Origin of the sequence: Bradyrhizobium sp. BWA-3-5 (genome assembly GCF_032917985.1) — a bacterium.
GTDB lineage: Bacteria > Pseudomonadota > Alphaproteobacteria > Rhizobiales > Xanthobacteraceae > Bradyrhizobium.
Window position 1 is genome coordinate 24,453 of the sequence record NZ_CP136626.1, and the last position, 26,011, is coordinate 50,463.

Annotated in this window: 24 protein-coding genes; 20 read left to right on the forward strand and 4 right to left on the reverse strand. The window is 64.0% G+C overall.

Going from position 1 to position 26,011, the window contains the following annotated elements; genetic code table 11:
* Positions 1-98: 98 nt before the first annotated feature.
* Positions 99-1,100, reverse strand: coding sequence for an adenosine kinase (locus tag RX331_RS00095; RefSeq protein ID WP_317254667.1), 1,002 nt, complete (start codon positions 1,098-1,100; stop codon positions 99-101).
* Positions 1,101-1,378: 278 nt separating this feature from the next.
* On the opposite strand from RX331_RS00095, the gene murJ reads away from it, so the two are divergent.
* The 20 genes from murJ (at position 1,379) to RX331_RS00195 (ending at position 22,304) form a co-directional block, all read left to right on the forward strand.
* Entirely contained in the window at positions 1,379-2,923 is a 1,545-nt protein-coding gene (gene murJ / locus RX331_RS00100; RefSeq protein ID WP_317254668.1) for a murein biosynthesis integral membrane protein MurJ, read from the forward strand.
* 81 nt (positions 2,924-3,004) lie between these two features.
* Entirely contained in the window at positions 3,005-4,057 is a 1,053-nt protein-coding gene (gene trpS, locus RX331_RS00105) for a tryptophan--tRNA ligase (protein WP_317254669.1), read from the forward strand.
* A gap of 269 nt (positions 4,058-4,326) precedes the next feature.
* Positions 4,327-4,821, forward strand: a complete 495-nt coding sequence (locus RX331_RS00110; protein ID WP_317254670.1) for a universal stress protein — start codon at positions 4,327-4,329, stop codon at positions 4,819-4,821.
* 268 nt (positions 4,822-5,089) lie between these two features.
* Entirely contained in the window at positions 5,090-5,659 is a 570-nt protein-coding gene (locus RX331_RS00115; RefSeq protein WP_317254671.1) for a NifU family protein, read from the forward strand.
* Positions 5,660-5,812: 153 nt separating this feature from the next.
* Positions 5,813-6,505: a tRNA (adenosine(37)-N6)-threonylcarbamoyltransferase complex dimerization subunit type 1 TsaB gene (gene tsaB, locus RX331_RS00120; protein WP_317254672.1), complete on the forward strand. Its 693-nt coding sequence runs from the start codon at positions 5,813-5,815 to the stop codon at positions 6,503-6,505.
* The gene (gene rimI, locus RX331_RS00125; RefSeq protein WP_317254673.1) at positions 6,502-6,987 is read left to right on the forward strand and encodes a ribosomal protein S18-alanine N-acetyltransferase; all 486 of its coding nucleotides are present in this window, start codon (positions 6,502-6,504) and stop codon (positions 6,985-6,987) included. The genes tsaB and rimI overlap by 4 nt, the downstream gene beginning before the upstream one ends.
* A 51-nt stretch (positions 6,988-7,038) precedes the next feature.
* Positions 7,039-7,488 carry a Fur family transcriptional regulator gene (locus tag RX331_RS00130; RefSeq protein WP_317254674.1) on the forward strand — a complete coding sequence of 150 codons (450 nt, stop codon included), beginning with the start codon at positions 7,039-7,041 and terminating at the stop codon, positions 7,486-7,488.
* A 19-nt stretch (positions 7,489-7,507) separates the two neighbouring features.
* Positions 7,508-8,182, forward strand: coding sequence for an HAD family hydrolase (locus tag RX331_RS00135; RefSeq protein WP_317254675.1), 675 nt, complete (start codon positions 7,508-7,510; stop codon positions 8,180-8,182).
* An 87-nt stretch (positions 8,183-8,269) separates the two neighbouring features.
* Positions 8,270-10,384 (forward strand): ArnT family glycosyltransferase, encoded by a 2,115-nt coding sequence (locus RX331_RS00140; protein ID WP_317254676.1) that lies wholly within the window; start codon positions 8,270-8,272, stop codon positions 10,382-10,384.
* 90 nt (positions 10,385-10,474) lie between these two features.
* Positions 10,475-11,881: a tRNA (N6-isopentenyl adenosine(37)-C2)-methylthiotransferase MiaB gene (gene miaB, locus RX331_RS00145; protein WP_317254677.1), complete on the forward strand. Its 1,407-nt coding sequence runs from the start codon at positions 10,475-10,477 to the stop codon at positions 11,879-11,881.
* 64 nt (positions 11,882-11,945) lie between these two features.
* Positions 11,946-12,941, forward strand: a complete 996-nt coding sequence (locus RX331_RS00150; protein WP_317254678.1) for a PhoH family protein — start codon at positions 11,946-11,948, stop codon at positions 12,939-12,941.
* A gap of 83 nt (positions 12,942-13,024) precedes the next feature.
* Entirely contained in the window at positions 13,025-13,528 is a 504-nt protein-coding gene (gene ybeY / locus RX331_RS00155; protein ID WP_410708057.1) for an rRNA maturation RNase YbeY, read from the forward strand.
* Position 13,529: 1 nt separating this feature from the next.
* A complete protein-coding gene (locus RX331_RS00160; protein WP_317254680.1) occupies positions 13,530-14,648 on the forward strand; it encodes a hemolysin family protein in 1,119 nt (372 codons plus the stop codon).
* Complete coding sequence (gene lnt / locus RX331_RS00165; protein WP_317254681.1) at positions 14,645-16,255, forward strand: apolipoprotein N-acyltransferase; 1,611 nt, start codon at positions 14,645-14,647, stop codon at positions 16,253-16,255. The genes RX331_RS00160 and lnt overlap by 4 nt, the downstream gene beginning before the upstream one ends.
* 246 nt (positions 16,256-16,501) lie before the next feature.
* Complete coding sequence (locus RX331_RS00170; protein WP_317254682.1) at positions 16,502-16,918, forward strand: helix-turn-helix domain-containing protein; 417 nt, start codon at positions 16,502-16,504, stop codon at positions 16,916-16,918.
* A 135-nt stretch (positions 16,919-17,053) separates the two neighbouring features.
* Positions 17,054-18,181: a M20 family metallopeptidase gene (locus RX331_RS00175; RefSeq protein ID WP_317254683.1), complete on the forward strand. Its 1,128-nt coding sequence runs from the start codon at positions 17,054-17,056 to the stop codon at positions 18,179-18,181.
* The gene (gene trmB / locus RX331_RS00180) at positions 18,181-18,921 is read left to right on the forward strand and encodes a tRNA (guanosine(46)-N7)-methyltransferase TrmB (protein WP_317258343.1); all 741 of its coding nucleotides are present in this window, start codon (positions 18,181-18,183) and stop codon (positions 18,919-18,921) included. Before RX331_RS00175 ends, trmB begins: the two co-directional genes overlap by 1 nt.
* A gap of 291 nt (positions 18,922-19,212) precedes the next feature.
* Positions 19,213-19,665, forward strand: coding sequence for a (2Fe-2S)-binding protein (locus RX331_RS00185; RefSeq protein WP_283031221.1), 453 nt, complete (start codon positions 19,213-19,215; stop codon positions 19,663-19,665).
* Between the two features lie 2 nt (positions 19,666-19,667).
* Positions 19,668-21,986, forward strand: a complete 2,319-nt coding sequence (locus tag RX331_RS00190; RefSeq protein WP_317254684.1) for a xanthine dehydrogenase family protein molybdopterin-binding subunit — start codon at positions 19,668-19,670, stop codon at positions 21,984-21,986.
* 54 nt (positions 21,987-22,040) lie between these two features.
* Entirely contained in the window at positions 22,041-22,304 is a 264-nt protein-coding gene (locus tag RX331_RS00195; protein WP_317254685.1) for a hypothetical protein, read from the forward strand.
* 87 nt (positions 22,305-22,391) lie between these two features.
* Here RX331_RS00195 and RX331_RS00200 read toward each other — a convergent pair whose 3' ends face one another.
* The 3 genes from RX331_RS00200 to RX331_RS00210 form a co-directional block, all read right to left on the reverse strand.
* Positions 22,392-24,122, reverse strand: a complete 1,731-nt coding sequence (locus RX331_RS00200) for a methanol/ethanol family PQQ-dependent dehydrogenase (protein ID WP_317254686.1) — start codon at positions 24,120-24,122, stop codon at positions 22,392-22,394.
* Positions 24,123-24,186: 64 nt separating this feature from the next.
* Positions 24,187-24,780: a Rieske (2Fe-2S) protein gene (locus tag RX331_RS00205; protein WP_317258344.1), complete on the reverse strand. Its 594-nt coding sequence runs from the start codon at positions 24,778-24,780 to the stop codon at positions 24,187-24,189.
* Positions 24,781-25,086: 306 nt separating this feature from the next.
* Positions 25,087-25,938 carry a phytanoyl-CoA dioxygenase family protein gene (locus RX331_RS00210; protein WP_317254687.1) on the reverse strand — a complete coding sequence of 284 codons (852 nt, stop codon included), beginning with the start codon at positions 25,936-25,938 and terminating at the stop codon, positions 25,087-25,089.
* Positions 25,939-26,011: the final 73 nt, after the last annotated feature.

A 26,011-nucleotide genomic window follows, 5' to 3' on the forward strand; every position in this document is an offset into this window, starting at 1 on the left:
GCGCTCTTGCTCGCGTCTCGAAGGATGAATGGCACCAGCTTGGCCTCGTGCTTCGAGACGGCCCTTCGGGCCTCCTCAGCATGAGGGTGAAGAGCAACTCAAACCGTCAGCCCGTTCTGCCCCGCCAGCTCCTTTAGCGACACCTGCGGCCGGGCGCCGATGTGCTGGATCACCTCCGCCGCCGCCAGCGCGCCGAGCCTTCCGCACATCTCGTGGCTGGCATCGCGCACCAGGCCGAACAGGAAGCCGGCGGCGAAGAGGTCGCCGGCGCCGGTGGTGTCAACGAGCTTTTGAATCGGGAATGCGGGGGCTAAGGTGATAGCGTCTTTGGCTGCCACCACGCAGCCCTTTTCGCTGCGGGTGACGACGCCGAGTTTTGCGTCACTGCGGAGCTGCTGCAGTGCGCCGTCGAAATCGGAGGTCTGGTACAGCGAATGCAGCTCGGCCTCATTGGCGAAGACGAGGTCGACGGTGCCCTTGCGCATCAAATCGAGGAACTCGTCGCGATAACGATCGACGCAGAAGGAATCCGATAGCGTCAGCGCCACCTGGCGGCCGGCTTGATGCGCGATCGTGGCGGCCTTGACGAAGGCTTCCTTGGCATTCTTGGGGTCCCAGAGATAGCCTTCGAGATAGACGATGCGGGAGGCCGCGATCTGCGCCTCATCGATGTCGGACGGGTTCAAATCCTGCGCGGCGCCGAGATAGGTGTTCATGGTGCGCTCACCGTCCGGCGTCACCAGGATGTAGGAGCAGCCGGTGGCGGGGCCGGCTTCCGCCGCCTTGGTTTCATAGGCGACGCCAGCGGCCCTGATGTCGTGGATGTAGAGGCCGCCGATCTGGTCGTTCTTGACCTTGCCAATGAAGGCGGCGCGCGCGCCGAAGCTGGACAGGCCTACGATGGTGTTGGCGCCGGAGCCGCCGCTCATCTCGGTCGCCGGGCCCATATCCCTGTAGATCGCCGCCGCCCGCGCCCCGTCGATCAGCGCCATGCCGCCCTTGGTCATGCCGTGGCGCGCGAGAAAACCCTCATCGGTCTGCACCAGCACGTCGAAGATCGCGTTGCCGATTCCAAGAACGTCGTATTTTGCGGATGTCATTCGTGGCGGCCTGTGTGCGGGGTTTGCGGGTGGCTGGGGCTAGCACGGCGGGGGGCGCGGCAGCAAGAGAAGGTGCCCAACCTCGCCCCGCCTGCGGGGAGAGGTCGGAATTCAAGCGCTCGCTAGAATTCCCGGTGAGGGGGAATCTCCGCGCACTCATCTACCACCGCATCTGCGGAGAGCCCCTCACCCCTACTCTCTCCCCGTAAGAACGGGGAGAGGGGGAAGCGGCAGCGCCGGTAGTGTTTGTTTGCTTCTCGCTGCTATACAGCCTCCCAATGATCCGCTCCATTGTCACGGTATCCACGGGAACGCTGGCGTCGCGGCTGCTCGGCTTTGCGCGGGATTCCGTGCTGGCGGCGCTGCTCGGCGCGGGCGCGGTGGCGGATGCGTTTCTGACGGCGTTTCAGCTCGTCAATGTCGTGCGAAGGCTGCTCACCGAGGGCGGGCTGAATGCGGCGCTGGTGCCGGCGTGGCTGAAGGTGCGCGAGCGCGGCGGCGCCAAGGAGGCGGCGGCGTTTGCCGGGCGCGTGCTCGGCACCATCGCCTGTCTCCTGATCGTGGCGACGGCGCTGCTGGCGCTCGTGATGCCGCTGGTCATCGCCGTGCTGGCACCGGGCTTTGTCGGGCGCGAGACCTTGCAGCTTGCGACCGACAATGCGCGGCTGATGCTGCCCTACCTTGCCTTCGCTGGGCCGGTGACGGTGATGATGGCGCTATTGAATGCGCAGGGACGGTTTGCGCTGACGGCGTTCTCGCCGCTGCTGTTCAACATCGCGCTGATCGTGGTGATGGCCGTGCTGCTCGCGGCACGCGCGGACGCGGCGCGCGCGGCGCAAGTGATTGCCGCCACCGTCGGCATTGCCGGGCTGCTGCAGCTTTCCGTGCTGGTGCTGCGCCGGGGTGAGGCGCTGGCATCGCCGCTACGCATCTCCTTCGACCAGGAGATCCGCGGCTTTGTCGGCAAGGCCGCGCCGGGCATGATGGCCTCCAGCGCGCCGCAGCTTCTGATGGTCGCGGGCGCGATCATTGCCTCATCCTCGCCCTCGGCGGTGTCGTGGCTTTATTTCGCGAACCGCCTGGTCGAGCTGCCGCTCGGCATCGTCGGCGTCGCCATGGGCACGGTGCTGATCCCGGAGCTGACGCGCGCGGTGCGTGGCGAAGATCACACGGCAGTGGCGCATGCGGAATCGCGCGCGCTGGAACTCGCGGTTGGACTCGCGCTGCCGGCGACGCTCGGGCTGATGGTGCTGGCTGAGCCGATCGTGCGACTGTTGTTCGAGCATGGCGCCTTCACCGCCGATGATGCACGCGCCACCGCCCGTGCGCTGGCGTGGCTGGCGCTGGCGCTGCCGGCGCATGTGCTGGTGAAGGCGCTGTCGCCGGCGTTCTTTGCGCGCGAGGATACGATGACGCCGCTGGTTGCAGCAACGCTTGGCGTCGGGCTCGCCGTCGCCGCCGCATTCCTGCTTGGCCGCTGGTACGGTGCGGACGGTATTGCCGCGGCGATTGCGCTCGGCGCCTGGAGCATGGCGCTCCGCCTGATCAGCCGCGGCGCGGCGACATTCGGATTCTCGATCGATGCCAACGCCCGGCGGCGGCTGCCGCGCATCGTGCTCGCGGCACTCACGATGGGCGCGGTTCTCTGGCTTTTGGCCCGGTCGCTGCCGGCGCTCGCCTCAGGCGCGCACGGCCTCGTGCAGGCCGTCCTGCTGCTGGGGGTGATCGCGGCGGGTATCGCGGCCTACGGCCTGTTTCTGCAGCTTTTCGGCGTCACCGGCTGGCGCGAGGCGGTTAACGCCTTGAGGCGAACCGGGCCTTAACGGCTTGCACTGCTACCTCCCGCGTGGCAAACGACGGCGCGAAACAGGCATCCGAAGCGGGATCCTTGGGGAAGCTGACCAATGGCCTTTGTTGAACGGGTTTTCTCCGGCGTGCAGCCGACCGGTAATCTGCATCTCGGCAATTATCTCGGCGCGATCGTCAACTTCGTGAAGATGCAGCAAACCCATAACTGCATCTATTGCGTCGTCGACATGCACGCGATCACCCAAGGCGTCGACGTCTGGGGCGGCCCGACCGAGCTGGCGCGCAACACCCGCGAGGTCACCGCGGCCTTCATCGCATCAGGCATCGATCCGAAGAAGCACATCGTGTTCAACCAGAGCCAGGTCGCCGGCCATGCCGAGCTCGCCTGGATCTTCAATTGCGTGGCGCGGGTCGGCTGGCTCAGCCGCATGACGCAGTTCAAGGAGAAGGCAGGCAAGGACCGCGAGAACGCTTCCGTCGGGCTCTATGATTATCCGGTGCTGATGGCGGCGGACATTTTGCTCTATCGCGCCACCCATGTGCCTGTCGGCGAGGACCAGAAGCAGCATCTGGAACTCTCGCGCGACATCGCGCAAAAATTCAACAACGACTTTGGCGATTCGATCCGCGGCCATGGCTTTAACGACGGCGCGTTCTTCCCGCTGCCCGAGCCGTTCATCACGGGACCGGCGACGCGGGTGATGAGCCTGCGCGACGGCACCAAGAAGATGTCGAAGTCCGACGCGTCGGACAATTCGCGCATCAATCTGACCGACGATGCGGACCTGATCGCGCAGAAAATCCGCAAAGCGAAGACCGATCCGGAACCGTTGCCGTCGGAGGAGAAGGGCCTGGAGAACCGCCCCGAGGCCGACAACCTCGTCGGCATCTATGCCGCGCTGTCGGACAAGAGCAAAGCCGACGTGCTCAGGGAGTTCGGCGGCGGGCAGTTCTCCAGCTTCAAAAACGCGCTGGTGGAACTTTGCGTCGCCAAACTCGCGCCGATCGCCTCCGAGATGAAGCGGCTGGTCGCCGATCCCGGCCATGTCGATAGCATTCTGGTCGACGGCGCCGACCGCGCCCGCGTGCTGGCCGATGAAACCATGCGCAGGACGATGGACATCGTCGGTTTCATCCGGAAGCGGTAGGATCTCCATCCTCCCCTGGAGGGGGAGGATCGGTTCGCATGAAATGCGAACCGAGGTGGGGTGACGGTCTCTCCCCATCCAACGGTGCCCGTGAGGAGAGATCACGCCACCCCGTCTCGTATTTCGCTACGCTCAATGTGAGCCGACCCTCCCCCTCCCAGGGGAGGGTAAGAATTCCTCGCCACACGATTGCGGAACTGCGACACCGCTTGTCGAACGTATCAGCGCCGTGGCAGCATGCGTCGGTTTGGCGCAGCACCGGGACATGCATGACCACCCAGCGACGAAGCTACGAGACGGGTCACAAGCCAAAATGCCTTGTCATTGTTGACGACACCGCGGAATGGGACCGCGCGGTGTATTACGCCAGCCGCTGGGCGGTGCGCGTCGGCGGCGGCGTGGTGATGCTGCGCATCATCGCGATCGAGGACCAGAACCAGCAATGGCTGGGGGTCGCCGACATCATGCGCGCCGAGGCCGAGGAAGCCGCCAACGAGGCGCTCGACCGCGCCTCGGGCCGCGCCAACGGCATCGCCGCGATCACCCCGGAGCGGGTGATTCGCGAAGGCGACCCGACCGCCCAGATCCTCGACGTAATCGACAAGGACGTCGATATTTCCATGCTGGTGCTCGCCGCCAATCCCGGCCCGGAAGGCCCGGGGCCGCTGATCAGCATGATGGCCCAGGTCGCGGGCTCTTTCCCGATTCCGGTCGTCATCGTGCCCGGCGACCTCAGCGATTCCGACATCGACGGGCTGTCTTAGGGCGCCATGGACCCCGGCTCAGCAACGCATCACTCCGTGCTGCGTTGCGTCCGGGGAACGGAGGACGGCGCATGATTCACGTGTCCCGGACGCGGCGCGGCATGCAATGACGCGACGCAGAGCCGGGACCCATGCTTTTCTGCCGCTCAGCCCGGACCTATGCCTTTATAAAGTAACTGATTTCTGCCCTTGATCGTGCGCGCCCCGTCGCCATCTGCTATGGAGACCCCACGCGCCGGCCTTGAACCGGCGACGCCGGAGAAAACCAATGTTCATTCAGACCGAAGCCACGCCCAATCCCGCCACGCTGAAATTCATTCCGGGCCGTACCGTGCTCGACAGCGGCACGATGGAATTTACCTCTCCTGAAGCCGCCGCCCGCTCGCCGCTGGCCGAACGCCTGTTCGGCGTGTCCGGCGTTTCAAGCGTGTTCTACGGCTATGATTTCGTCACCGTGACCAAGAAGGACGGCGATTGGCAGCACCTCAAGCCCGCGATCCTCGGCGCCATCATGGAGCACTATATGTCCGGCGCGCCGCTGCTCGCCGACGGCAGCGCAGGAAGCGACGATGCCTCCGACGAGGAAGGCGAGTTCTTCAACGAGCAGGATGCCGAGACGGTCGCGACCATCAAGGACCTGATCGAGACGCGGGTGCGGCCGGCGGTCGCCAATGATGGCGGCGACATCACCTTCCGCGGCTTCAAGGATGGCGTCGTCTACCTCAACATGAAGGGCTCCTGCGCCGGCTGCCCGTCCTCGACCGCGACGCTGCAGCACGGCATCCAGAACCTGCTGCGGCACTTCGTGCCTAACGTGGTCGAAGTCCGGCCGATGTGAGTTGATGCTGTAGGGTGGGCAAAGCGCAAGCGTGCCCACCGCGCATCAGCACGACAAAGATGGTGGGCCCGCTTCGCTCAGCCCACCCTACGACAGCCTCGTACGCAGCCGCAGCACATGACGGCCTGACCACGCGTCTGCTATACCTTCCTCATGCTCATCCTCTCCATCGATACCGCGCTTGATGCCTGCGCCGCGGCCGTGCTCGACACCGCGGGCGGCGTCATCGCACAAGAATCGCAATCGATGAAGCGCGGCCATGCCGAGGCGCTGATGCCGCTGATCGCGCGGGTGATGAAAGCGTCCGGCGTTTCCTTTGCCGCGCTCGACCGCGTCGCCGCGACGACGGGTCCCGGCAGCTTCACCGGATTGCGCGTCGGCCTTTCCGCCGCCCGCGGCATCGCGCTTGCCGCCGGCAAGCCGGTCGTCGGCGTGACGACGCTCACCGCGTTTGCCGCCCCCATCGTCAGCGAGAACAGCGAACATCCCGTCATATCGGCGATCGATGCGCGGCATGATCACGTCTATTTTCAGGCGCTCGGCGGCGACGGCCGCTCGCTCATCAAGCCGAAGGTGGCGCCGATCGCCGAGGCGCTCGATGCGGCGCGCTTCGGCACCCCGCATCTGGTCGGCAATGCGGCGAAGATTCTGGCGGAGCGCTGGATGGCGGATGTGCCGCCGTTCAAGGTCGATCAACAGGCGGCGCCCGATATTGCCTGGGTCGCGTGGCTCGGCGCGGCCGTCAATCCGGAGAGCTCTCCCGCACGGCCCTATTATCTGCGCGCGCCCGACGCCAAGCCGCCAAAGGATCCACTGGCCGGCGCATTGCCACCATCAGGATCATGATGAAGTGGTTGTCCGACTGGTGGGGCGGCGGCAAGGCGGTGATCGAACCGGCCGGCCAGCGCGACGCGCAGCGCCTGGCGCAACTGCATGGCGCATCGTTTCACCGCGGCTGGGGCGAAGGCGAATTCGAGGTGATGCTGACCGAGCGTAACACCCTCGTTCACCGGTTGAGACTAGGACAAAAAATCATCGGCTTTGCGGTGTCGCGCATCGGTGCCGATGAGGCCGAGCTGCTGTCGATCGCCATCGATGCGGCCCAGCGCGGCCGCGGCCTGTCGCGCAACCTGCTCTTGACACATCTTGGTCATCTCGCCGGCCGCGGCGCGCGCAAGGTGTTCCTCGAGGTCGAGGAAAACAATCAGCCGGCGCGGCGGCTTTATGAATGGGCCGGATTTGAGGTCATCGGCCGCCGGGAACGCTATTATCAGCAACCCGGCGGGGAGCAATTGAACGCACTTCTGATGCGGCGCGACTTGTCGTAGGATGCACGGGGTGGCAAAACACTTCGACCTTCCCCAAGGCGTTCAGAGACCATGTCCGCATTGAAATCCTCGTCAGCGCAAAAGAATACCGGCATCGAGGCGCGCTGCGCCGCCACCGGCATGCGCATGACCGAACAGCGCCGCGTGATCGCGCGCGTGCTCGCGGATTCGGTCGACCATCCCGATGTCGAGGAACTCTATCGGCGCTGTGTCGCGGTGGACGACAAGATCTCGATCTCGACGGTGTACCGCACCGTCAAGCTGTTCGAGGATGCCGGCATCATCGAGCGGCACGATTTCCGCGAGGGCCGCGCGCGCTACGAGCAGATGCCCGACAGCCATCATGATCATCTGATCAATCTGCGCGACGGCAAGGTGATCGAATTCACCTCGGAAGAAATCGAGAAGCTGCAGGCCGAAATCGCCCGCAAGCTCGGCTACAAGCTGGTCGATCACCGGCTGGAGCTGTATTGCGTGCCGCTCGACGAAGACAAAGCTTAAGTTTTGTGAATCATTTTTCGTGAGCTTCGACCTCATCATCTTCGATTGCGACGGCGTGCTGGTCGATAGCGAGGTCATTTCATGCCGCGTGCATGCGCAGACGCTGACGCGCCACGGCTATCCGATCACGGCCGAGCAGGTGTTTCACCGCTTCCTCGGCCGATCGACCAAACAGGCCAACTCGGAAGTCGAGGCGGAACTCGGCCGCGCGCTGCCGGATGATTTTCATCTGCAGCTGCAGGACACGCTGTACCGGACGTTCGAGGCTGACCTCGAAGCCGTGCCCCACATTCACGCCGCGCTCGATGCCATAAGCCAACCGGTCTGCGTCGCATCCAGCGGATCGCATCAACGCATGCAGATCAGCCTCGGCCGCACCAGGCTCCATGGCCGGTTTGCGCCGAATATTTTTTCGGCCTCGCAGGTCGACAACGGCAAGCCGGCGCCCGACCTGTTTCTGTTCGCGGCCGGACAGATGAACGTTCCGCCCGAACGCTGCCTCGTGATCGAGGACAGCGTCGCCGGCATCGCCGCCGCGGTCGCGGCCGACATGCCCGTTCTCGGCTTCCATGGCGGCAGCCATTGCCGGGAAGGTTATGGCAAGAGGCTATACGACGCCGGGGCGACCGTGATCTTCGACGATATGCGAGAGTTGCCTGAGTTGATTGCACGCCTCGGTCGAAAGGCCGGCTAGCGGAGCCCAACGTGGTAGACGCCCGGCGTCACTCCTGACGTCGGTCAAGCAACCTTGCCGCGAGTTAACTGGCCGCGGAATCCGCAGGTGATAGTTTCAGACGAGCCTGCGCGAGGGGAGCGGCGCATTCTGAAATCACCCGACAGCCGGATGTTGAAGCAGGCCGTGCCGCTCACGCTCATTGTGGCGCTGGCCGCGCTGGCGCGCACCTGGCAGCTTTCGCAGAATGAGTTCGGCCGGCAGTATTACGCCGCGGCCGTGCGCAGCCAGCTCGATAGCTGGCATAATTTCTTCTTCAATTCGTTCGATCCGGCGGCCTTTGTCTCGATCGACAAGCCGCCGGTGGCGATCTGGCTGCAGGTCGCGAGCGCCAAGCTGCTCGGCTTTGGCGCGCTTTCGATCCTGCTCGCCCAGGTGATGGCGGGATTGGCCGCAATCGTTCTCCTCTACATGCTCGTGCAGAGGGTCTGGGGCAGCACGGCAGGCGCCATGGCCGCGCTGTCGCTGGCGCTCAGCCCGGTCAACATTGCGGTCGATCGCTCCAACAATACCGAGAGCTGCCTCATCCTGGTGCTGCTAGCAGCGGTATGGCTCGCAATGCGCGCCGCCGAGACCGGCCGGCTTGGGCTCTTCTGCGCCGCGATGGCGGCGATCGGCATCGGCTTCAACGTCAAGATGGGAGCGGCGCTGGTGCTCGCTCCCGTCGTCGCCCTGGCGTTCAGCCTCGCCCGCCCGGCAGCACCGGTTTTGTGGCACATCCAGCGACAGGCGATCGCCGGCGTCGTCCTTGTTATCGTCTCGCTGTCATGGGCGGCCTTGTTCGACCTCACACCGGTTCGCGATCGGCCCTATGCGGGCAGCACCCGGCATAACTCCATGCTGGAGCTCGCCTTGATACATAACGGCGCGGCGCGTTTCATCGGATCCACGGCCGCCGATCAAGCGGCAGTCCCTGACGCAGCGACGCCGGCGAGCACTGCCGTCCGGCAACCTGTCCTGACCGACGACTCGCCGATCGGACCTCTTCGCCTGTTCCGCCCAAGGGCCGCGGCACAATTCGCCTGGCTGCTGCCGCCCGCGCTTCTAGGTCTCGTGCTCGCCTGGTCGGATGCGTGGGGCGTGGGCGCGCCGGCATCGCGGCGCATTAGCGCCGGTCTATGGACCGGCTGGCTTGCGCTGTACTGGATCGTGCTCAGCTTTGCCGGCGGCTTGATTCATACCTATTACGTCGCCGTGCTCGGGCCGCCGCTCGCCGTATTTTGCGGCATCGCCGTCGCCGGGCTGTGGTCGAAATGGAAAGAAGGCAAGCGGATATATTTTCCGCTGGCCGTCGCGGCGACCGCCGCCTGGCAAGCCTATCTCTGCATCGCACAGTCGACGACGACGATCGGGTCCGACTGGCTCAGCCGCACGTGGCTGATAGCGATTGCAGCGGCGACGATCTGCGGCGGTGTGCTTTATGCACTTCCGCGCCAGAATAGCGGTCCGGCAAGACTGCTTGCGATCGCGTCGATCGGCGCATTGCTCGCGGCACCGGTCCTGACCGCCGCGAGCCTCGTTCTGCGGCGTCCGAACGTTGCCGCGCCGGTCGCCAACATGACCGCGTTGCTTGCGCAATCCGATACCGAGCGGGCGGCGGTGAGAACATCGCGGCTGGAAGCGGCCCGCCGGAAGCTCACGGGCTATTTGGCCGCCAATCGCGAGGCGGCGAGCTTTCTCGTCGCGGTTCCCAATGCCAATGTCGCCGCGCCGCTGATCATTTCCACCGGCCAGCCCGTGATGGCGATGGGCGGATATCTCGGCGACGACCCGATCCTCACGTCCGCGGACCTCGAACGGCTCGCCGCCGACAGGAAGTTGCGCTTCGTGATGCTTGGCGGATTTACCCTGGCGCCGGCCAAACAGGCGGCGGCGCTCGAACCGGTCGCGCGATGGGTGCGCGCCATAGCCGCCCGGTCGACCCGAAACTGTGGCGCCTGTCCGCATCTTCAGGCACGCCCTACCGGATCAATCTCGGCAATGAGTGGGTCGAGGTCCCGCCGCCCGAACTGTTCGATTTATGGGGCAAGGCGGACTGAGACTGATCTCGCGGCATCCTCGCCGCAAATACTTTCGCATCCGTTTTTCCCGTCATTCCGGGGCGATGCGCAGCATCGAACCCGGAATCTCGAGATTCCGGGTTCGCTTCGCGCCCCGGAATGACTGCCTCAAACACTGGCTTTTTGGCCGTTTAGGCTATATTTGAGCCCCAGCCGCCGTCAGGGCGCCATTCCACCACCCCTTTAAGGTTCCATGAAGCCGCCGCGCAAGCTGCACATCAAATCCTATGGCTGCCAGATGAACGTCTACGATGCGCAACGCATGGTGGACACGCTGGCCAGCGAGGGCTTTGTCGAGACTGCAAGCGCCGAGGATGCCGATCTCGTCATCCTCAACACCTGCCATATCCGGGAAAAGGCGTCCGAGAAGGTCTATTCGGAGCTCGGCCGGCTGCGCGTTGCCAAGGATGAGGCGGCGCGTCACGGGCGCGACATGCGCATTGCGGTCGCGGGCTGCGTGGCGCAGGCCGAGGGCGAGGAGATCATCCGCCGCGCGCCGACCGTCGACGTCGTGGTCGGGCCGCAGAGCTATCATCATCTGCCGCAGCTATTGGCGCGCGCCAAAAGCGAGGGCCGCGCGCTGGAGACCGAATTCCCGGTCGAGGACAAGTTCAGCTTCCTGCCCCAACCGAAACCGGATGCGATCCGCGCGCGCGGCATCTCCGCCTTCGTCACCGTGCAGGAAGGCTGCGACAAGTTCTGCACCTTCTGCGTGGTGCCCTATACGCGCGGTGCGGAAGTCTCGCGCCCGGTCACCAGGATCGTCGACGACGTGAAGCGGCTGGCCGACAACGGCGTGCGCGAGATCACCCTGATCGGTCAGAACGTCAACGCCTATCACGGCGAGGGCCCTGACGGTCGCGTCTGGCCGCTCGGCAAGCTGCTGCACCGGCTTGCCGAAATCGACGGCATCGCCCGGCTGCGCTACTCCACCAGCCATCCGCGCGACGTCGAGGACACCCTGATTGCGGCGCATCGCGATCTGGCGGCGCTGATGCCGTTCGTCCATCTCCCGGTGCAGTCCGGCTCCGACCGGATTCTCGCCGCCATGAACCGCAAGCATACCGCCGATGATTATCGCCGGGTCATCGACCGTTTCCGTTCCGCCAGCCAAGACATTGCGTTTTCATCGGATTTTATCGTCGGCTTCCCCGGCGAAACCGCGGGAGAATTTGCTGCCACCCTCGCGCTTGTCACGCAAATCGGGTACGCTGCGGCCTATTCGTTCAAATATTCGCCGCGGCCCGGCACGCCGGCGGCGGACATGCAGGAGACGGTGTCAGCGGCGGAAATGGACGAGCGATTGGTGCGCCTCCAGGAATTGATCGACAGCCAGCAATCGGCCTTCAACAAGGCCATGATTGGCAACACCGTCGATGTGCTGTTCGAACGCGCGGCCCGCAATCCCGGCCAGATCGTCGGGCGCACCGCCTATCTGCAGCCCGCCCACGTGTTCGCCTCGCCAGACATCATCGGACAGGTGCTGCCGGTCAGGATCGACAGCCTCGAGCGTTACAGCCTGCTCGGCGAGCTCGCCGGCCCCGCCGCGCCGCGCGCGGCTCAGACGACCCATTCTTCTCAAGAAACGCTGGGAGCCTGAACCCTTGCCAAAAAGTGCATCGGATTCATCTTCGCTCGCTCCCAGCCGCAAATTTGATCGCGACATGCAAATTCCGCCCGAGACCCAGGTCGTCATCGATTTCGACGACAACCGCGCCGCTTCCGCCCTGGTCGGCCCCTACGGCCAGAACCTGGCGCTGATCGAACGGCGGCTCGGCATCGTCGTCGATTCCCGCGGCAACCACATCACCATCGCCGGCTCCCGCGACGGCTGCGACGCCGCGCGGCGCGTGCTGGAGACGCTCTATGCGCAGGCGTTGCAGGGCCACGATCTCTCGCAGGGCGAAGTCGAGGGCGCGATCCGCGCCGTGATCGCGCAGGGCTCGCTGTTCGAGTTCGACGCCAAGACCGCAAAGCCGACATTCGAGACCATCAATTTGCGCAAACGTCCGGTGCGCGCCCGCACTGCTGCGCAGGATTCCTACATCCGCGCGCTGAAACGCCACGAGCTGGTGTTCGGCATCGGCCCGGCCGGCACCGGCAAGACCTGGCTTGCGGTGGCGCATGCCGCGCAATTGTTCGAACGCAAGGAAGTCGATCGTATCATCCTGTCGCGGCCTGCCGTCGAGGCCGGCGAGCGGCTCGGCTTCCTGCCCGGCGACCTGAGGGAAAAGGTCGACCCTTATCTGCGGCCGATCTACGACGCACTGTACGATCTGATGGATGCGCGCATCGTCGAGCGCGCGCTGCAGGCCGGCGAGATCGAGATCGCACCGCTCGCCTTCATGCGCGGCCGCACCCTCACCAATGCCGTCATCATCCTCGACGAGGCGCAGAACACCACCTCGATGCAGATGAAGATGTTTTTGACCCGGCTCGGCGAGAACAGCCGCATGATCGTCACCGGCGACCCCTCGCAGGTCGACCTGCCGAACGGCCAGGCTTCGGGGCTCGCTGAGGCCTGCAAGCTGCTCGACAATGTCGAAGGCATTGCGCAGGTGAAATTCACCGCGGAAGACGTCATCCGCCATGAACTGGTGGCGCGGATCGTCGCCGCCTATGAGGGATTGCCACAGAAACCGGCAATCGGAAAATCTTGACCCAGAAATTGTCGGCGCCGGACCTGCTACAGGCGGGCCCGGGCCGTAACCCGAACATTGCAATGCAAAGCGCTGGAACGCTCGTGTCCTCCGTCCTTCCGCTCACCGAAGTTCTCGTCGTCGCCGATTGCTGGCAGACCGAGCCGGATGCCGAGGCGGTGATCCATCGCGCCATCAACGCCGCCGCTGAAATGGCCGATGCCGATGTCGGTGAGGCTGAACTGGCGGTCATGCTGACCGACGATGCCGGCGTCCGCACGCTCAACAATAACTGGCGCGGCATCGACAAGCCGACCAACGTGCTGTCGTTCCCCGCGCTGCAGCCGACCGCGAGCGCACCGGCGGACGCGCCGCGCATGCTCGGCGATATCGCCATCGCCTATCAGACCACGCGCAAAGAGGCCGATGAGGAAGAAAAACCGTTCGACCATCACCTCAGCCATCTTGCGGTTCACGGGTTCCTGCATTTGATCGGATACGATCACGAGAAGGACGCCGACGCTGAGGTGATGGAAAGTCTTGAACGGGAGATCCTCGCCCAGCTCGGCATTCCCGATCCCTATGCGGACCGGGAGCGGATGGATTAAAATGCCGGACTCCGACCCAATACAGGATAACCCGCGCGACACGCCCAACCTGCCGGTCGTGGTACAGGAAGGCGAGGTGCTGCGGCCGCCGGCAGAGAACTGGCTGCTGCGGGCGATCCGCACGCTGTTCGGCTGGAAGTCCGGATCGGTGCGCGCCGATCTTCAGGTCGTGCTCGATGCTTCCACGCCCGACGATGTCGGCTTTTCCGCCATCGAGCGCACCATGCTGCGCAACATCCTCGACCTCAACGAGCGGCGGATCGCCGACGTAATGGTGCATCGCGCCGATATCGTCGCGGTGAAGCGGGACATTCCGCTCGGTGAGCTGATGAGTCTGTTCGAGAGCGCGGCGCATTCACGGCTCGTGGTCTACAACGAAACGCTCGACGATCCCGAAGGCATCGTTCACATCCGCGACCTGCTGGCATTCATGACCGCAAAGGCGCGCGTCGGTGAGACCGACAAGCCGAAACGGAAAAAGCCGTTTCCGGCGGGCCTCGATTTGCGCGCCGTCGACCTCGCCATGCCGCTCGCCGAGGCCAACATCATCCGCAAGCTGCTCTACGTGCCGCCGTCGATGCGGGCGATCGACCTGCTCGCGCAAATGCAGGCCTCGCGCATCCATCTGGCTCTGGTGGTGGACGAATATGGCGGCACCGACGGGCTGGTGTCGATCGAGGACATCGTCGAGCAGATCGTCGGCGAGATCGACGACGAGCACGACAGCGACGAGCCGCCGTCGATCGTGCGGCAGGGCGACAACACCTTCATCGCGGATGCTCGCGCCAGCCTCGAGGATGCGCGGAAGATGATCGGCGAGGAATTCGTCACCGGCGAAGCCAGTGACGAGGTCGCCACCCTCGGCGGCTATCTGGTCTCCCAGGTCGGACGGCTGCCGGTGCGCGGCGAGGTGATCGCCGGCCCCGGGAATTTCGAGATCGAAGTGCTCGACGCCGATCCGCGGCGGGTGAAGCGGCTGCGGATCGGAATCCGAAAAGAACGTCCGACGCCGCGCACAACGCGCGACCGAAGCCGCCGCGAGCCCACGCCCGACACCGGCGTGTCGCCGACCAATGACAACACACCGCCGGCCTCCGGCGATGGAGCCGGCTCGCAGTGAATCTCTCCAGCAAATTCCGCCTCACGGGACTGTCGATCATCCTGGCCTGGGGCTGGAAGCGCGCGGTGATCGCGCTGGCTGCCGGCGCGCTGTCGTCGCTGGCGATGGCGCCGTTCAACGCGTGGCCGGTGCTGTTCGTGACCTTTCCGATCGCCGTCTGGCTGATCGACGGCGCGGCGGCCGGAAAATCGGGCGGCGTGCCGGCCGCGGCGATGTCCGGCTTCTGGTTCGGGCTCGGCTATTTCGTGCCCGGGCTCTACTGGATCGGCAACGCATTCCTGGTGGATGCACCGACCTTTGCCTGGCTGATGCCGTTCGCTGTGCTTGGCCTGCCGGCCTATCTCGCGCTGTTTCCCGCGCTCGGCTTCGCGCTGGCGCGCCTCCTCTGGACGCGGGATGCCTCGCGGCTGCTGGCGCTTGCGATCGGGCTCACGGTCAGCGAATGGCTGCGCGGCCATGTGCTGTCGGGCTTTCCCTGGAACGCCTTCGGCTACGCGCTGTCGGAACCTCTGGCGCTGGCGCAGGCCGCCTCGCTGATCGGGCTGTGGGGCATGACCTTCGTCACAGTCGCGATCTTTGCCAGTCCGGCCGTGCTGATCGACGGCTCCTCGCGCGGCCGAAAGCCCTGGATCGCACCGGTTGCCGCGCTCGCGCTGCTGGTAGCCATGGGCATTTTCGGCGCGGTGCGGCTGTCGCTGCAGCCGACCGCCCTGACCAAGGTGAAGCTGCGCATCATGCAGCCGAACCTGCAGCAGGACGTCAAATTCAACTACGGCGCCAAGGCCGAGGTCATGCAGAAATACCTCGCGCTGTCCGATCGCGCCTCGGGACCGCAATCCACCGGCGTGCGCGACGTGCAGATCCTGATCTGGCCGGAATCGGCTTTCCCCTTTTTCCTGACACGGGAAGCCGACGCGATGGCGCAGATCGCCGAACTCTTGCCCAAGGGCACCGTGCTGATGACCGGCTCGGTGCGCGCCCCCGACGGGCCGCCCGGGATGCGCGTCACCCGCGCCTACAATTCGATCTATGCGATCGACCATGACGGCGGCGTGCTGTCAGTCTACGATAAGCTGCATCTGGTGCCGTTCGGCGAATATCTGCCGTTTCAGGAATGGATGGAAAAGCTCGGCTTCGTGCAGCTGACCAAGGTGCATGGCGGCTTCATTCCCGGCACGCGGCGCCGCACCATCGAAGTGCCGGATGCACCGCCCGCGCTACCGTTGATTTGTTACGAGGCGATTTTTCCCGGAAATGTTGCAGCGCGCGACGAGCGTCCCGGCTGGATCATCAATGTGACCAATGACGGATGGTTCGGCAATTCGACCGGCCCTTACCAGCACCTGCAGCAGGCGCGACTGCGCGCGATCGAGGAAGGCCTGCCGATGGTGCGCGCGGCCAACACCGGCATCTCGGCCGTGATCGATCCCGCGGGACGAATTGTGGCACGCCTTGATCTCGGCGTTGACGGCGTGCTGGACGCCAGCCTGCCGTCCGCACTGCCGCCGACGATTTATGCTCGTCTTGGAGATATCCCCGCGGCGGTGATTGTGGCGGCTGCCTTGCTGTTCATCGTCAGACGCCGCACGACGAAGCACGCTGCCTGAGATTTACGCGTAGCAAGTTGGCACTGGTTTACTAAAAAACGTCGCGTGCCTGGTTCCACCAGTTGACAGACAGCCTGCAATTCGCTTTCTGCGGTTGCAAGCCAAGAACAACAACCAGTCAACTTCGTTGCTCAGATCGTCCGTAATTTGACCCGATCCTCCGAGCAGGATTTGACGGTACCGGCGCCTGAGGCATTGCGCTTCCATTGCCTCATTCCCGTCGCGCAATCCCAGGAGTGATGCAGGATGTCCACGAAAGCGCCTAATCCCGTAGACAAATATGTCGGGAGCCGCGTCCGGATGCGCCGCATCATGCTGGGCATGAGCCAGGAAAAACTGGGCGAAGCGCTCGGCCTCACATTCCAACAAGTGCAGAAATACGAAAAAGGCACCAATCGGGTCGGCGCCAGCCGCCTGCAGCAGATCTCGGAGATCCTGCAAGTGCCGGTGTCGTTTCTGTTCGACGGCGGACCGAGCGGCGCGGTTAACGGCGACAGCTTCGGTGAAGGCGCCTCCCCGGCCTATGTGTCGGATTTCCTCGCGACATCAGAGGGCTTGGCACTGACACGCGCCTTTACGCGCATCGCCGATTCGAAAATGCGGCGCTCGATCGTCGAGCTGGTCGAACAGATCGCATCACGAGACGGGCCTGATCCACGCTGATCCTGTCAGCTTCCCGTTTCAACTGCCCGTTTGATAATTTCGTATTCTGGAATATGCCATAATTCCCCGGTGCCTACCTGCGCCGCTTGCGATGTGCAATTGCACATCGGGGGATGACGACGTATCGGATACGTCATGACGACATCCAATCCATTCGATCCCGCACCGATCCTTGAAGGCATTCGACGCTGGGTCGAAATCGAGACCCCGACCGAGGCCCCCGAACAGGTCAACAAGCTCGCCGCCCTCGTCGCCGAGGGCTATCGCGGCCTGCCCGCGACGGTCGAGCGGATCGCCGGACATTCCGGCTGCGGCGATCATCTGCTGGCGCGCTCGTCCTGGGGACAGGACGCACCGGGAATCCTGGTGCTCAGCCATCTCGATACGGTGCATCCGATCGGCTTCATCGAGCGGCTGCCGTTCCGCATTGCGGACGACAGCGCCTTCGGTCCCGGCATCTACGACATGAAGGGCGGCGCCTATCTCGCCTACCACGCATTCCGGCAGGTTTGCGCCGAAAGCGCACGGCCGCCGCTCGGCATCACCCAGCTCTACGTCTCGGACGAGGAAATCGGCAGCCCGACGTCGCGCGCACTGATCGAGGCCGAGGGGAAAAAGGCGAAATATGTGCTGGTGACCGAGCCGGCGCGCGACGGCGGCAAGATCGTCACCGGACGCAAGGGCGTCGGCCGCTTCGAGGTCTTCATCAAGGGCGTGCCCTCGCATGCCGGCTCGCGGCCCGAGGACGGCCGCAGCGCCATCCGCGAGCTCGGCCATGTCATTCAAACGCTGGAGGCGATGAACGATCCGAAGCGCGGCATCACCGTCAATGTCGGTGTGGTCCGCGGCGGCACGCGGCCGAACGTGATCGCGGAGGAAGCCTATGCCGAAGTCGACATGCGCGTGCCGACGATGTCAGATTCGGAGGAGCTCGTCGCCAAGATCCGCAATCTGAAACCGCGCACCGAGGGCGTCATTGTCAAAGTGATCGGCGAGTTGAACCGCCCGCCTTATGAGAAGAGCAATTCGGGCGCCGCGCTCTACGAGCACGCCAAGACGCTCGCTGCCGAAATTGGTTTCGATCTCGTCGATATGTCGACCGGCGGCGGCTCCGACGGCAACTTCACCGCGCCACATACCGCAACGCTCGACGGGCTCGGTGTTGACGGCCAAGGCGCGCATACCCATTACGAGCAGATGTACATCTCCTCGATCGAGCCGCGGGCGCGGCTGCTCTACCGGCTGTACCAGACGCTGCGATGATGACCGCTCCGCGCGACATCGGCGATGCCGACGCGCCGCCGGATGGGGCGGCGTCGGTGCATGGACGCGGCTCGTTCTTCGGCCGCCGCAAGGGCCACAAGCTTCGCATCCACCAGGCCGACCTGATCGACAATCTGCTGCCGCATCTGTCGCTCGATATCGGAACAAGCGCGCCGGCGCGGCTTGCCGATCTCTTCGATGACGGTGTCGACGATGTCAGGCTTGAGATCGGATTCGGCGGCGGCGAACATCTGATTGCGGAGGCGCAGTCCTTTCCGAATATCGGCTTCATCGGCTGCGAGCCTTACGTCAACGGCATGGCGAAGATCCTGACGCAGATCGAGGCGCACAATATCGGCAATGTCAGACTCTACGCAGGCGATGCCGCAGAGCTGCTCGCCTGGGCCCCGCCGCAATCGCTGGTTCGGATCGACCTGATCCATCCCGATCCTTGGCCGAAGCGGCGGCACTGGAAGCGGCGCTTCGTGCAGGACGCTACCGTCAATGCCATGGCGCGCATCCTCAAGAAGGACGGCGAGTTCCGCTTCGTCAGCGACATCGACGATTACTGCGCCTGGACACTGGCGCACATGATGCGCAGTTCCGATTTCCGCTGGACCGCCGAGCGCGCCAGCGACTGGAAGCTGCCGTGGGACGGCTACACCATGACGCGTTACGGCCGAAAAGCCGAGCGCGAAGGGCGTGTCACGAGCTATTTGCGGTTTCGGCGGATCGGCTGACCGCTCGCTTGCAGCGCGCGTCTCACCTCGCGGGAGACCTGTTTTTACAAAAAGCAAAACAAGGCATTGTGAATTCTATTCGCGCCGCATTGTTGTAGTTTTCTGCAACCCTCTTTTGAATAAGAAAAATTCAAAAAGGAGGACGGGCGCGACGCAGATATTCAACAAACATTGAAGTGCAGAGCCTGCAGTTTCTCAGCGGGGTCGTTTCGCTTGGGATCATGTGCTGATCTTCCGGGGGAACTGGTCCTCGCTCCCGACACCAACAGCTTATGAAGAGCGAGGCATGTCATGATCAAATTGAAGATCAATGGTCAGGAACGGAACTGGGATGGAGACCCGGATCTCCCACTGCTCTGGTTTCTCCGAGATGAGGCAGGCCTGACCGGCACCAAATATGGCTGCGGCCAGGCATTGTGCGGCGCATGCACCGTGATCGTCGACAAGCAGGCCACCCGTGCCTGCATCACCTCGGTTTCCGATGTGGTCGGCCGCGAAGTCACGACCATTGAAGGCCTGCATCCGACCGGCGATCACGCGGTGCAGAAGGCCTGGCGTCAATTGAACGTCCCGCAATGCGGCTTTTGCCAGGCCGGCCAGATCATGCAGGCCGCGGCGCTGCTGATCGAAAATCCAAAACCCAATCACGACCAGATACGCGAAGCGATGGCTGGGAACATCTGCCGCTGCGGCTGCTACCAGCGCATTGAAAACGCGGTCCACCTCGCATCGACGGGGGTCTGATCATGAACATCGCAACCAATCCGAAGAAACTTCGTGGCTTTGAACGGTACGTCAAGGTCGATAACGTTTCGCGCCGCAGCATCCTAAAAGGCCTCGGCCTTGCCGGCGGCTTCGTTCTAGCGGCGCCCGTGATGTCGCGCCCGGCTTTTGCCGCGTACCAGACCGGCGCCGACAAGATGCCGCACGGCACCGTGGTCGACCCGCGCGTGTTCGTGTCGATCGCGCCCGATGGCATTGTCACGATCGTCGCGCACCGTGCCGAGATGGGAACCGGTGTCCGCACCTCCCTGCCGATGATCGTGGCCGAAGAGATGGACGCCGATTGGTCGCGCGTTCGCGTCCAGCAGGCGCATGGCGATGAGGTCAAATTCGGCAACCAGGACACCGACGGATCGCGCAGCACGCGCCACTATCTGATGCCGATGCGGCAGATCGGCGCTTCGGCCCGCACAATGCTCGAAGCCGCCGCGGCGAAACGCTGGGGCGTGCCGGCGGCCGAGGTAAGGGCCGTCAATCACGAAGTCGTCCATAGTGCGACCAGCCGCCGCCTTGGCTTTGGTGAACTAGCCGCCGATGCCGCCAAGGAATCAGTCCCCAGCGTCGAAGGCCTGAAGCTGAAGGACCCGAAGGATTTTCGCTATCTGGGCAAAGGCCAGATCAGCATGGTCGACCTGCGCGACATCACCGTCGGTGCTGCGCGTTACGGCGCCGATGTGCGCCTGCCCGGCATGAAATACGCCGTGATTGCCCGCCCGCCGGTGACCGGCGGCAAGGTCGCCTCGTTTGACGGCGCTGATGCGATGAAGGTCTCCGGCGTCGAGAAGGTGATCGAGGTCAAGGGCTGGCCGTGGCCTTCCAAATTCCAGCCGCTTGGCGGGGTCGCGGTGATCGGGCGCAACACCGGCGCGGCGATCAAGGGCCGTGATGCCCTCAAGGTCGTCTGGGACGACGGCCCGAACGGCAAATACGACTCGGTCGCCTACCGAACCGAGCTCGAGGAAGCGGCACGCAAACCCGGCCTCGTGGTTCGCAAGGAAGGTGACGTCGAAGCCGCCCTGAAGGCCGCCGACAAGGTGATCATCGGTGAATATTATCTGCCGCATCTCGCCCATGTCGCCATGGAGCCGCCGGTTGCGGTCGCCGACGTCAAGGGCGACAGGGCGGAGATCTGGGCGCCGGTGCAAAGCGCCGGCGGAACGCGCGAGGACGTCGCCAAGACGCTCGGCATTCCCGAGGCGAATGTCACCGTCAACGTCACGCTGCTCGGCGGCGGTTTCGGCCGCAAGTCGAAATGCGATTACGCCCTCGAAGCGGCGCTGCTCTCAAAGGAACTCGGCGCGCCCGTCAAGGTGCAATGGACGCGGGAGGACGACATTCGCAACGGCTTCCTGCACACCGTCTCGGTGGAGCGCATCGAGGCCGGCCTCGACAAGAGCGGCAAGGTGACGGCGTGGCGGCACCGCAGCGTCGCGCCGAGCATCGCCTCGACCTTTGCGGCCGGAACGAAAAATCAGGCGCCGTTCGAGCTCGGCATGGGGCTGGTCGACATGCCATTCGAGATCGCCAACGTGCAGTGCGAAAATCCGGAAGCGGCCGCGCATACCCGCATCGGCTGGTTCCGCTCGGTGTCGAACATTCCGCGTGCCTTCGCGGTGCAGTCCATGGTCGGCGAAATCGCCCATGCCACCGGCCGCGACCAAAAGACGACGTTGCTCGAACTGATCGGCACGCCGCGGATCGTCAAGCTCGATTCCGTGAAAGACCTCTGGAACTATGGCGAGCCCTACGACAGCTACCCGATCGACACTGCGCGGCTTCGCAAGGTCGTCGAGCTGGTCGCTGAAAAGGGCGGCTGGGGCCGAACCGTTCCCAAGGGACACGGGCTCGGCATTGCCGCGCATCGCAGCTTCGTCAGCTACATCGCGACGATCGTCGAGGTGGCCGTTGACGACAAGGGCAAGCTCACTGTGCCCCGGGTCGATACCGCGATCGATTGCGGCACCTACGTCAATCCGGAACGGATCCAGTCCCAGATCGAGGGCACCGCGATCATGGGCCTGAGCCTCGCCAAGCACGGCGCCATCACCTTCAAGGACGGCAAGGTGCAGCAGGGCAATTATGACGACTTCCCTGTGATCCGCATCGACGAGGCACCGGCCGTGACCAATGTCTACATCGTGCCCGCCGGCCCCGATACGCCGCCGAGCGGCGTCGGCGAACCTGGCGTGCCGCCCTTTGCGCCAGCACTGATCAACGCGATCTTCGCCGCGACCGGTAAGCGCATCCGCGCCTTGCCGATCGGCAAGCAATTGGAGGCGTAACAGGAACCTTGGGCGGCACCGGCCGTTTTCATCGATCCGACAGGAGCGAGATCGATGAAACCGAACTCAACAGCGCTCGCGGCGTCCCTGCTGTCGAGCGCTCTTTTATTGTTTGTGCAGGCGGCGACCGCCCAAACGACATCGCCACCCCCTGCGACCGCAACGCGGCCGGCGACGACACCGCCGGGGCAATCTTCCCTGCCAAACGAAGGTCCGCCGGCAACGACGAACCAGACCACCGGCGAAGCGCCGCGGGATCCGACCGTTAAGAAAATGAACGAGGCCGAGAAGGGCAAGGTCGAGAGAATGGGCAAGTAGTATCGATAGCGGCCAGCAAAAGGGGCGCCGAACATTTCGTTCGGCGCCCCCTTTCATTTCCGATCGCTCCCGAGCGGCGTCCGCCAATCACTTCTTGACGGCAAACACCCAGACGACACCGCCCTGCGGTACGTTGTTTTCGATACCGACATTGTTCTGGGTGGCCAGCGCATCCTGGATGCGCTGTGCGTCAACCCCCCACCCCGACTGCACCGCGATATATTGCGTGCCGTCCACCTCATAGGCGACGGGCATGCCCATGATGCCGGAGTTGGTCTTTTGCTCCCACAGCAACTCGCCCGTCTTGGCGTGGAAGGCGCGGAACATCCGGTCATTGGTGCCACCGACCAGCACCAGATCGCCGGCGGTCACCGTCACCGAACCGAACAGTTGCGATTTCGGGAAGTTGTGCGACCAGACCTTCTTGCCGGTCGCCGGGTCCCACGCCTGCAACTCGCCATAATGCGTCGCGCCGGGCCGGACCTTCAGGCCGATATCTTCGGGCTTGGTTCCGAGCCATAGCTGGCCTTCCACCAGCGGGACTTTCTCGCCGGTGAAGCCGCCACAGAAATTCTCATTGGCGGGGACGTAGACGAGCTTGGTGTTCTGGCTGTAGGCCGCCGACGGCCAATCCTTGCCGCCCCACAAGGAGGGACAGAATTCGATCCGCTTGCCCATGACCGGCTTGTGGGCGGGATCGACGATCGGCTTGCCGGTCTCGGCTTCGATGCCTTTCCAGACGTCGGTGTGAACGAAAGGCCAGCCGGCGACATAGTTGATCTTGTCCGGCTTGCGCTCCAGCACCCAGAAGATCGCGTTGCGTCCCGGGTGGATCAGGCTCTTGAAGGTGCGACCGTCCCGCTGCAGGTCGACCAGCATCGGCGCATCCACCTCGTCCCAATCCCAGGAATCGTTCGGATGGTATTGGAAGTGGGTTTTGATCTTGCCGTTATCAGGGTCGAGCGCGAGCACCGAGCTGGTGTAGAGGTTGTCGCCGGGGTGGCTGTCTCCCGGCCAGGGCGCGGCGTTGCCGACGCCCCAATAGATCGTCTTCGTCTCGGGATCGTAAGTGCCCGTCATCCATGCCGAGCCGCCACCCGATTTCCAGTCGTCACCGGTCCATGTTTCATGGCCCGGCTCGCCCGGCCCCGGTATGGTGAAGGTGCGCCAGAGTTCCTTGCCGGTATCGGCATCGAACGCGACCACATAGCCGCGTACGCCCAACTCGCCGCCCGAACCGCCGACGATCACCTTGCCGTCGACCACCAACGGCATCAGCGTCAGGTACTGGCCCTTCCTGTAATCCTGAACCTTGGTGTCCCACAGCACCTTGCCGGTCTTGGCGTCGAGCGCCACCACATGATCGTCTGTCGTGGCTAGATACAATTTGTCTTGCCACAGCCCGACGCCGCGGTTGGTCGGGTGCAGCTGGAACAGATCGTCCGGGAGCTGCCGCTTGTACCGCCAGTACTCATCGCCGGTCTTGGCATTGAGTGCGATCACCTGCCCCATCGGTGTCGTGATGAACATGATGCCATTGTTGACGATCGGCGGCGCTTCATGTCCTTCCACTACGCCGGTCGAGAACGTCCATACCGGCCTCATGTCCTTGACGTTCGAGGTGTTGATCTCCTTGAGCGGACTGTAGCCTTGGCCGTCATAGGTCCGGCGATACAGCATCCAGTTGCCGGGTTCCGGATTCTTCAGACGATCTGGTGTGACCGGACTGTAGCTTTCGATGGGGCCGGCACTGCAGGTGATTGAGAAAAGGCATGTTGACGCGAACAAGCCCGGCAACAGCCACTGCTTCATGGTCATGGACGCTTCCTCCCTGTTTGTTTTTCTTCATCTTTGTCCTTGAACGGCATCTGCCGGCGCGACATCATCCTCCCTGCTGTGCTCCGGTCTTTCCGATGAATGTTCCAGCGATGGTGAGCGAACCGTCAGCCATCGCGAGCGGCAGCGCGGCGAGGCGCCGGGGCGCTGGTCCAAACACCACCTGCGCGCCTTGCCGGGGGTCAAACTCCGAATTGTGGCACATGCATTTGAGAACTTCTTTGTCGCCCTGCGCCGCCTTCACCCAGGCCGTGATCGGGCACCCGGCATGGGAACAGATCGCCGAATACGCCACGATGCCGTCGGCCGACCGCGGGCGCGTGGCGTCGTCAAGTTCCGCAGGATCAAGCTTGACGAGCACCACCTCGTTCAACCGCGAGGCTTTGCGCACCACCGAGGTCTTGGGATCCTTCGGCCAGGCGCGCACGGGCGGGCCGCCCGCCTTCAAGTCCTCCGGTTTGATCACCTCGCCTGCGTGATCGCCCTCGGCAAAAACCAGAAGGTCGGCTTTTTGCGGCCGCAGATCGCTTCCAGGGGGATCTTCCTCGGCGGCGGCCGAGCGAGGCGCGGACGCGTGCACCGCAGTAGCGAGCGCGGTCAGGATAATCCTGCGCCGTGTCTTGTCTGAAGGCGATGACATTTTCGTCTCGCTTTCTGCACTGATGCCATAGTGATGGCGATTGCGCGAAGATTTGACAAGGTGAAAGGCTGAACCGGGCCAAAAAGAGGCGGCGAGCAACCTTGTCCGGTGTAACTGAAAATTTTTTTCGGAAGCGGCGACGGATTTCATCTGACGCACTTGCAGCATGCCGCGTTCGCTTGACTGTATGCGTGATGCAAGACGCCAGATTGGAAGCTCGGTCTTTTCTGCTCGACGCATGCAGAGAAGGGAACGGCCTGGTCGACGGTTTTCTTCGATCGCGTGATGTTGCAGCGATCCGTTCCGTTACGCCTTCGCCGCCTCGCCCATCATTCGCGCCTTCCTGACGTCGGTCGCCTCCCATACCATGCGCTTGCCACGCTCGCGTCCCAACAGCTCGATCGGGTCGTGGTTGTCGATATGGCCGAACTGTCCCTTGTAGACGCTGTAGCCGCATAGTTCCTGCAGCCGCCGCGGAAAGCGCTTTGCGGTTTCCTGGGGAATGCCGAGCTGCAGATTCTCCTGCTGCCGCATCCAGCCCCAGCAATAGGCGCAGGAGAATGCGAAGCGCCGTTCCTCGGAGTTGTTGGCGCCGCCGCCATGCCATAGCGCGCTGTCGAACAGCATCACGCTGCCGGCCGGCATCGTCGCCGTGACGGCGTCGTATTGCCGGCCGTACTCGGGCGAGGAATCATATTTGTGACTGCGAGGGATGATCCGCGTCGCACCGTTATCGGCGCGGAAATCCGACAATGCCCAGATTGCATTGATGGTGATCGGAATGTGCGGCCGCGGCAGCGGAATGAGTTGCGTGTCCTCATGGATCGGCTGCGCCTCCTGCCCTGGTCCCAGTACCAGCGAGCAGAACGACGACAACAGGCATTCTCTGTCCAGCACGCGCTCCACCACCGGCAGCACGTTGTCGTGCAGCGGCACCTCCCAGAACAAATCGTCATAGGTGAGGAGGTTGTTGATGCGGACGGTCTTGAAACCCTCGAACGAGGTTTTGGCCGGGCCGAGCTGATGCTCGCGTTCGATGCGCTGCAGCGTGGCGATCAGGCCTTCGACCAGTTCCGGGCTCGCCGCCCTTTCGATGACGGTGTATCCGTTGTCGCGGATCCGGTCGGCATGGGCTTGAACTTCTGCGTCCGTCAGCATGTCGCACTCCCCAAGATGACGCTGTGTCGCGTCCTTGGCACGGAGCATAGCGTGGCGGTTTTGCGTTGGGGAG

Coding starts and splice junctions, on each gene's coding strand:
- RX331_RS00095 (WP_317254667.1), bottom strand. CDS start 1,100: ATGACATCCGCAAAATACGACGTTCTTGGAATCGGCAACGCGATCTTC.
- murJ (WP_317254668.1), top strand. CDS start 1,379: ATGATCCGCTCCATTGTCACGGTATCCACGGGAACGCTGGCGTCGCGG.
- trpS (WP_317254669.1), top strand. CDS start 3,005: ATGGCCTTTGTTGAACGGGTTTTCTCCGGCGTGCAGCCGACCGGTAAT.
- RX331_RS00110 (WP_317254670.1), top strand. CDS start 4,327: ATGACCACCCAGCGACGAAGCTACGAGACGGGTCACAAGCCAAAATGC.
- RX331_RS00115 (WP_317254671.1), top strand. CDS start 5,090: ATGTTCATTCAGACCGAAGCCACGCCCAATCCCGCCACGCTGAAATTC.
- tsaB (WP_317254672.1), top strand. CDS start 5,813: ATGCTCATCCTCTCCATCGATACCGCGCTTGATGCCTGCGCCGCGGCC.
- rimI (WP_317254673.1), top strand. CDS start 6,502: ATGATGAAGTGGTTGTCCGACTGGTGGGGCGGCGGCAAGGCGGTGATC.
- RX331_RS00130 (WP_317254674.1), top strand. CDS start 7,039: ATGTCCGCATTGAAATCCTCGTCAGCGCAAAAGAATACCGGCATCGAG.
- miaB (WP_317254677.1), top strand. CDS start 10,475: ATGAAGCCGCCGCGCAAGCTGCACATCAAATCCTATGGCTGCCAGATG.
- RX331_RS00150 (WP_317254678.1), top strand. CDS start 11,946: ATGCAAATTCCGCCCGAGACCCAGGTCGTCATCGATTTCGACGACAAC.
- RX331_RS00160 (WP_317254680.1), top strand. CDS start 13,530: ATGCCGGACTCCGACCCAATACAGGATAACCCGCGCGACACGCCCAAC.
- RX331_RS00170 (WP_317254682.1), top strand. CDS start 16,502: ATGTCCACGAAAGCGCCTAATCCCGTAGACAAATATGTCGGGAGCCGC.
- RX331_RS00175 (WP_317254683.1), top strand. CDS start 17,054: ATGACGACATCCAATCCATTCGATCCCGCACCGATCCTTGAAGGCATT.
- trmB (WP_317258343.1), top strand. CDS start 18,181: ATGACCGCTCCGCGCGACATCGGCGATGCCGACGCGCCGCCGGATGGG.
- RX331_RS00185 (WP_283031221.1), top strand. CDS start 19,213: ATGATCAAATTGAAGATCAATGGTCAGGAACGGAACTGGGATGGAGAC.
- RX331_RS00190 (WP_317254684.1), top strand. CDS start 19,668: ATGAACATCGCAACCAATCCGAAGAAACTTCGTGGCTTTGAACGGTAC.
- RX331_RS00195 (WP_317254685.1), top strand. CDS start 22,041: ATGAAACCGAACTCAACAGCGCTCGCGGCGTCCCTGCTGTCGAGCGCT.
- RX331_RS00200 (WP_317254686.1), bottom strand. CDS start 24,122: ATGACCATGAAGCAGTGGCTGTTGCCGGGCTTGTTCGCGTCAACATGC.
- RX331_RS00205 (WP_317258344.1), bottom strand. CDS start 24,780: ATGTCATCGCCTTCAGACAAGACACGGCGCAGGATTATCCTGACCGCG.
- RX331_RS00210 (WP_317254687.1), bottom strand. CDS start 25,938: ATGCTGACGGACGCAGAAGTTCAAGCCCATGCCGACCGGATCCGCGAC.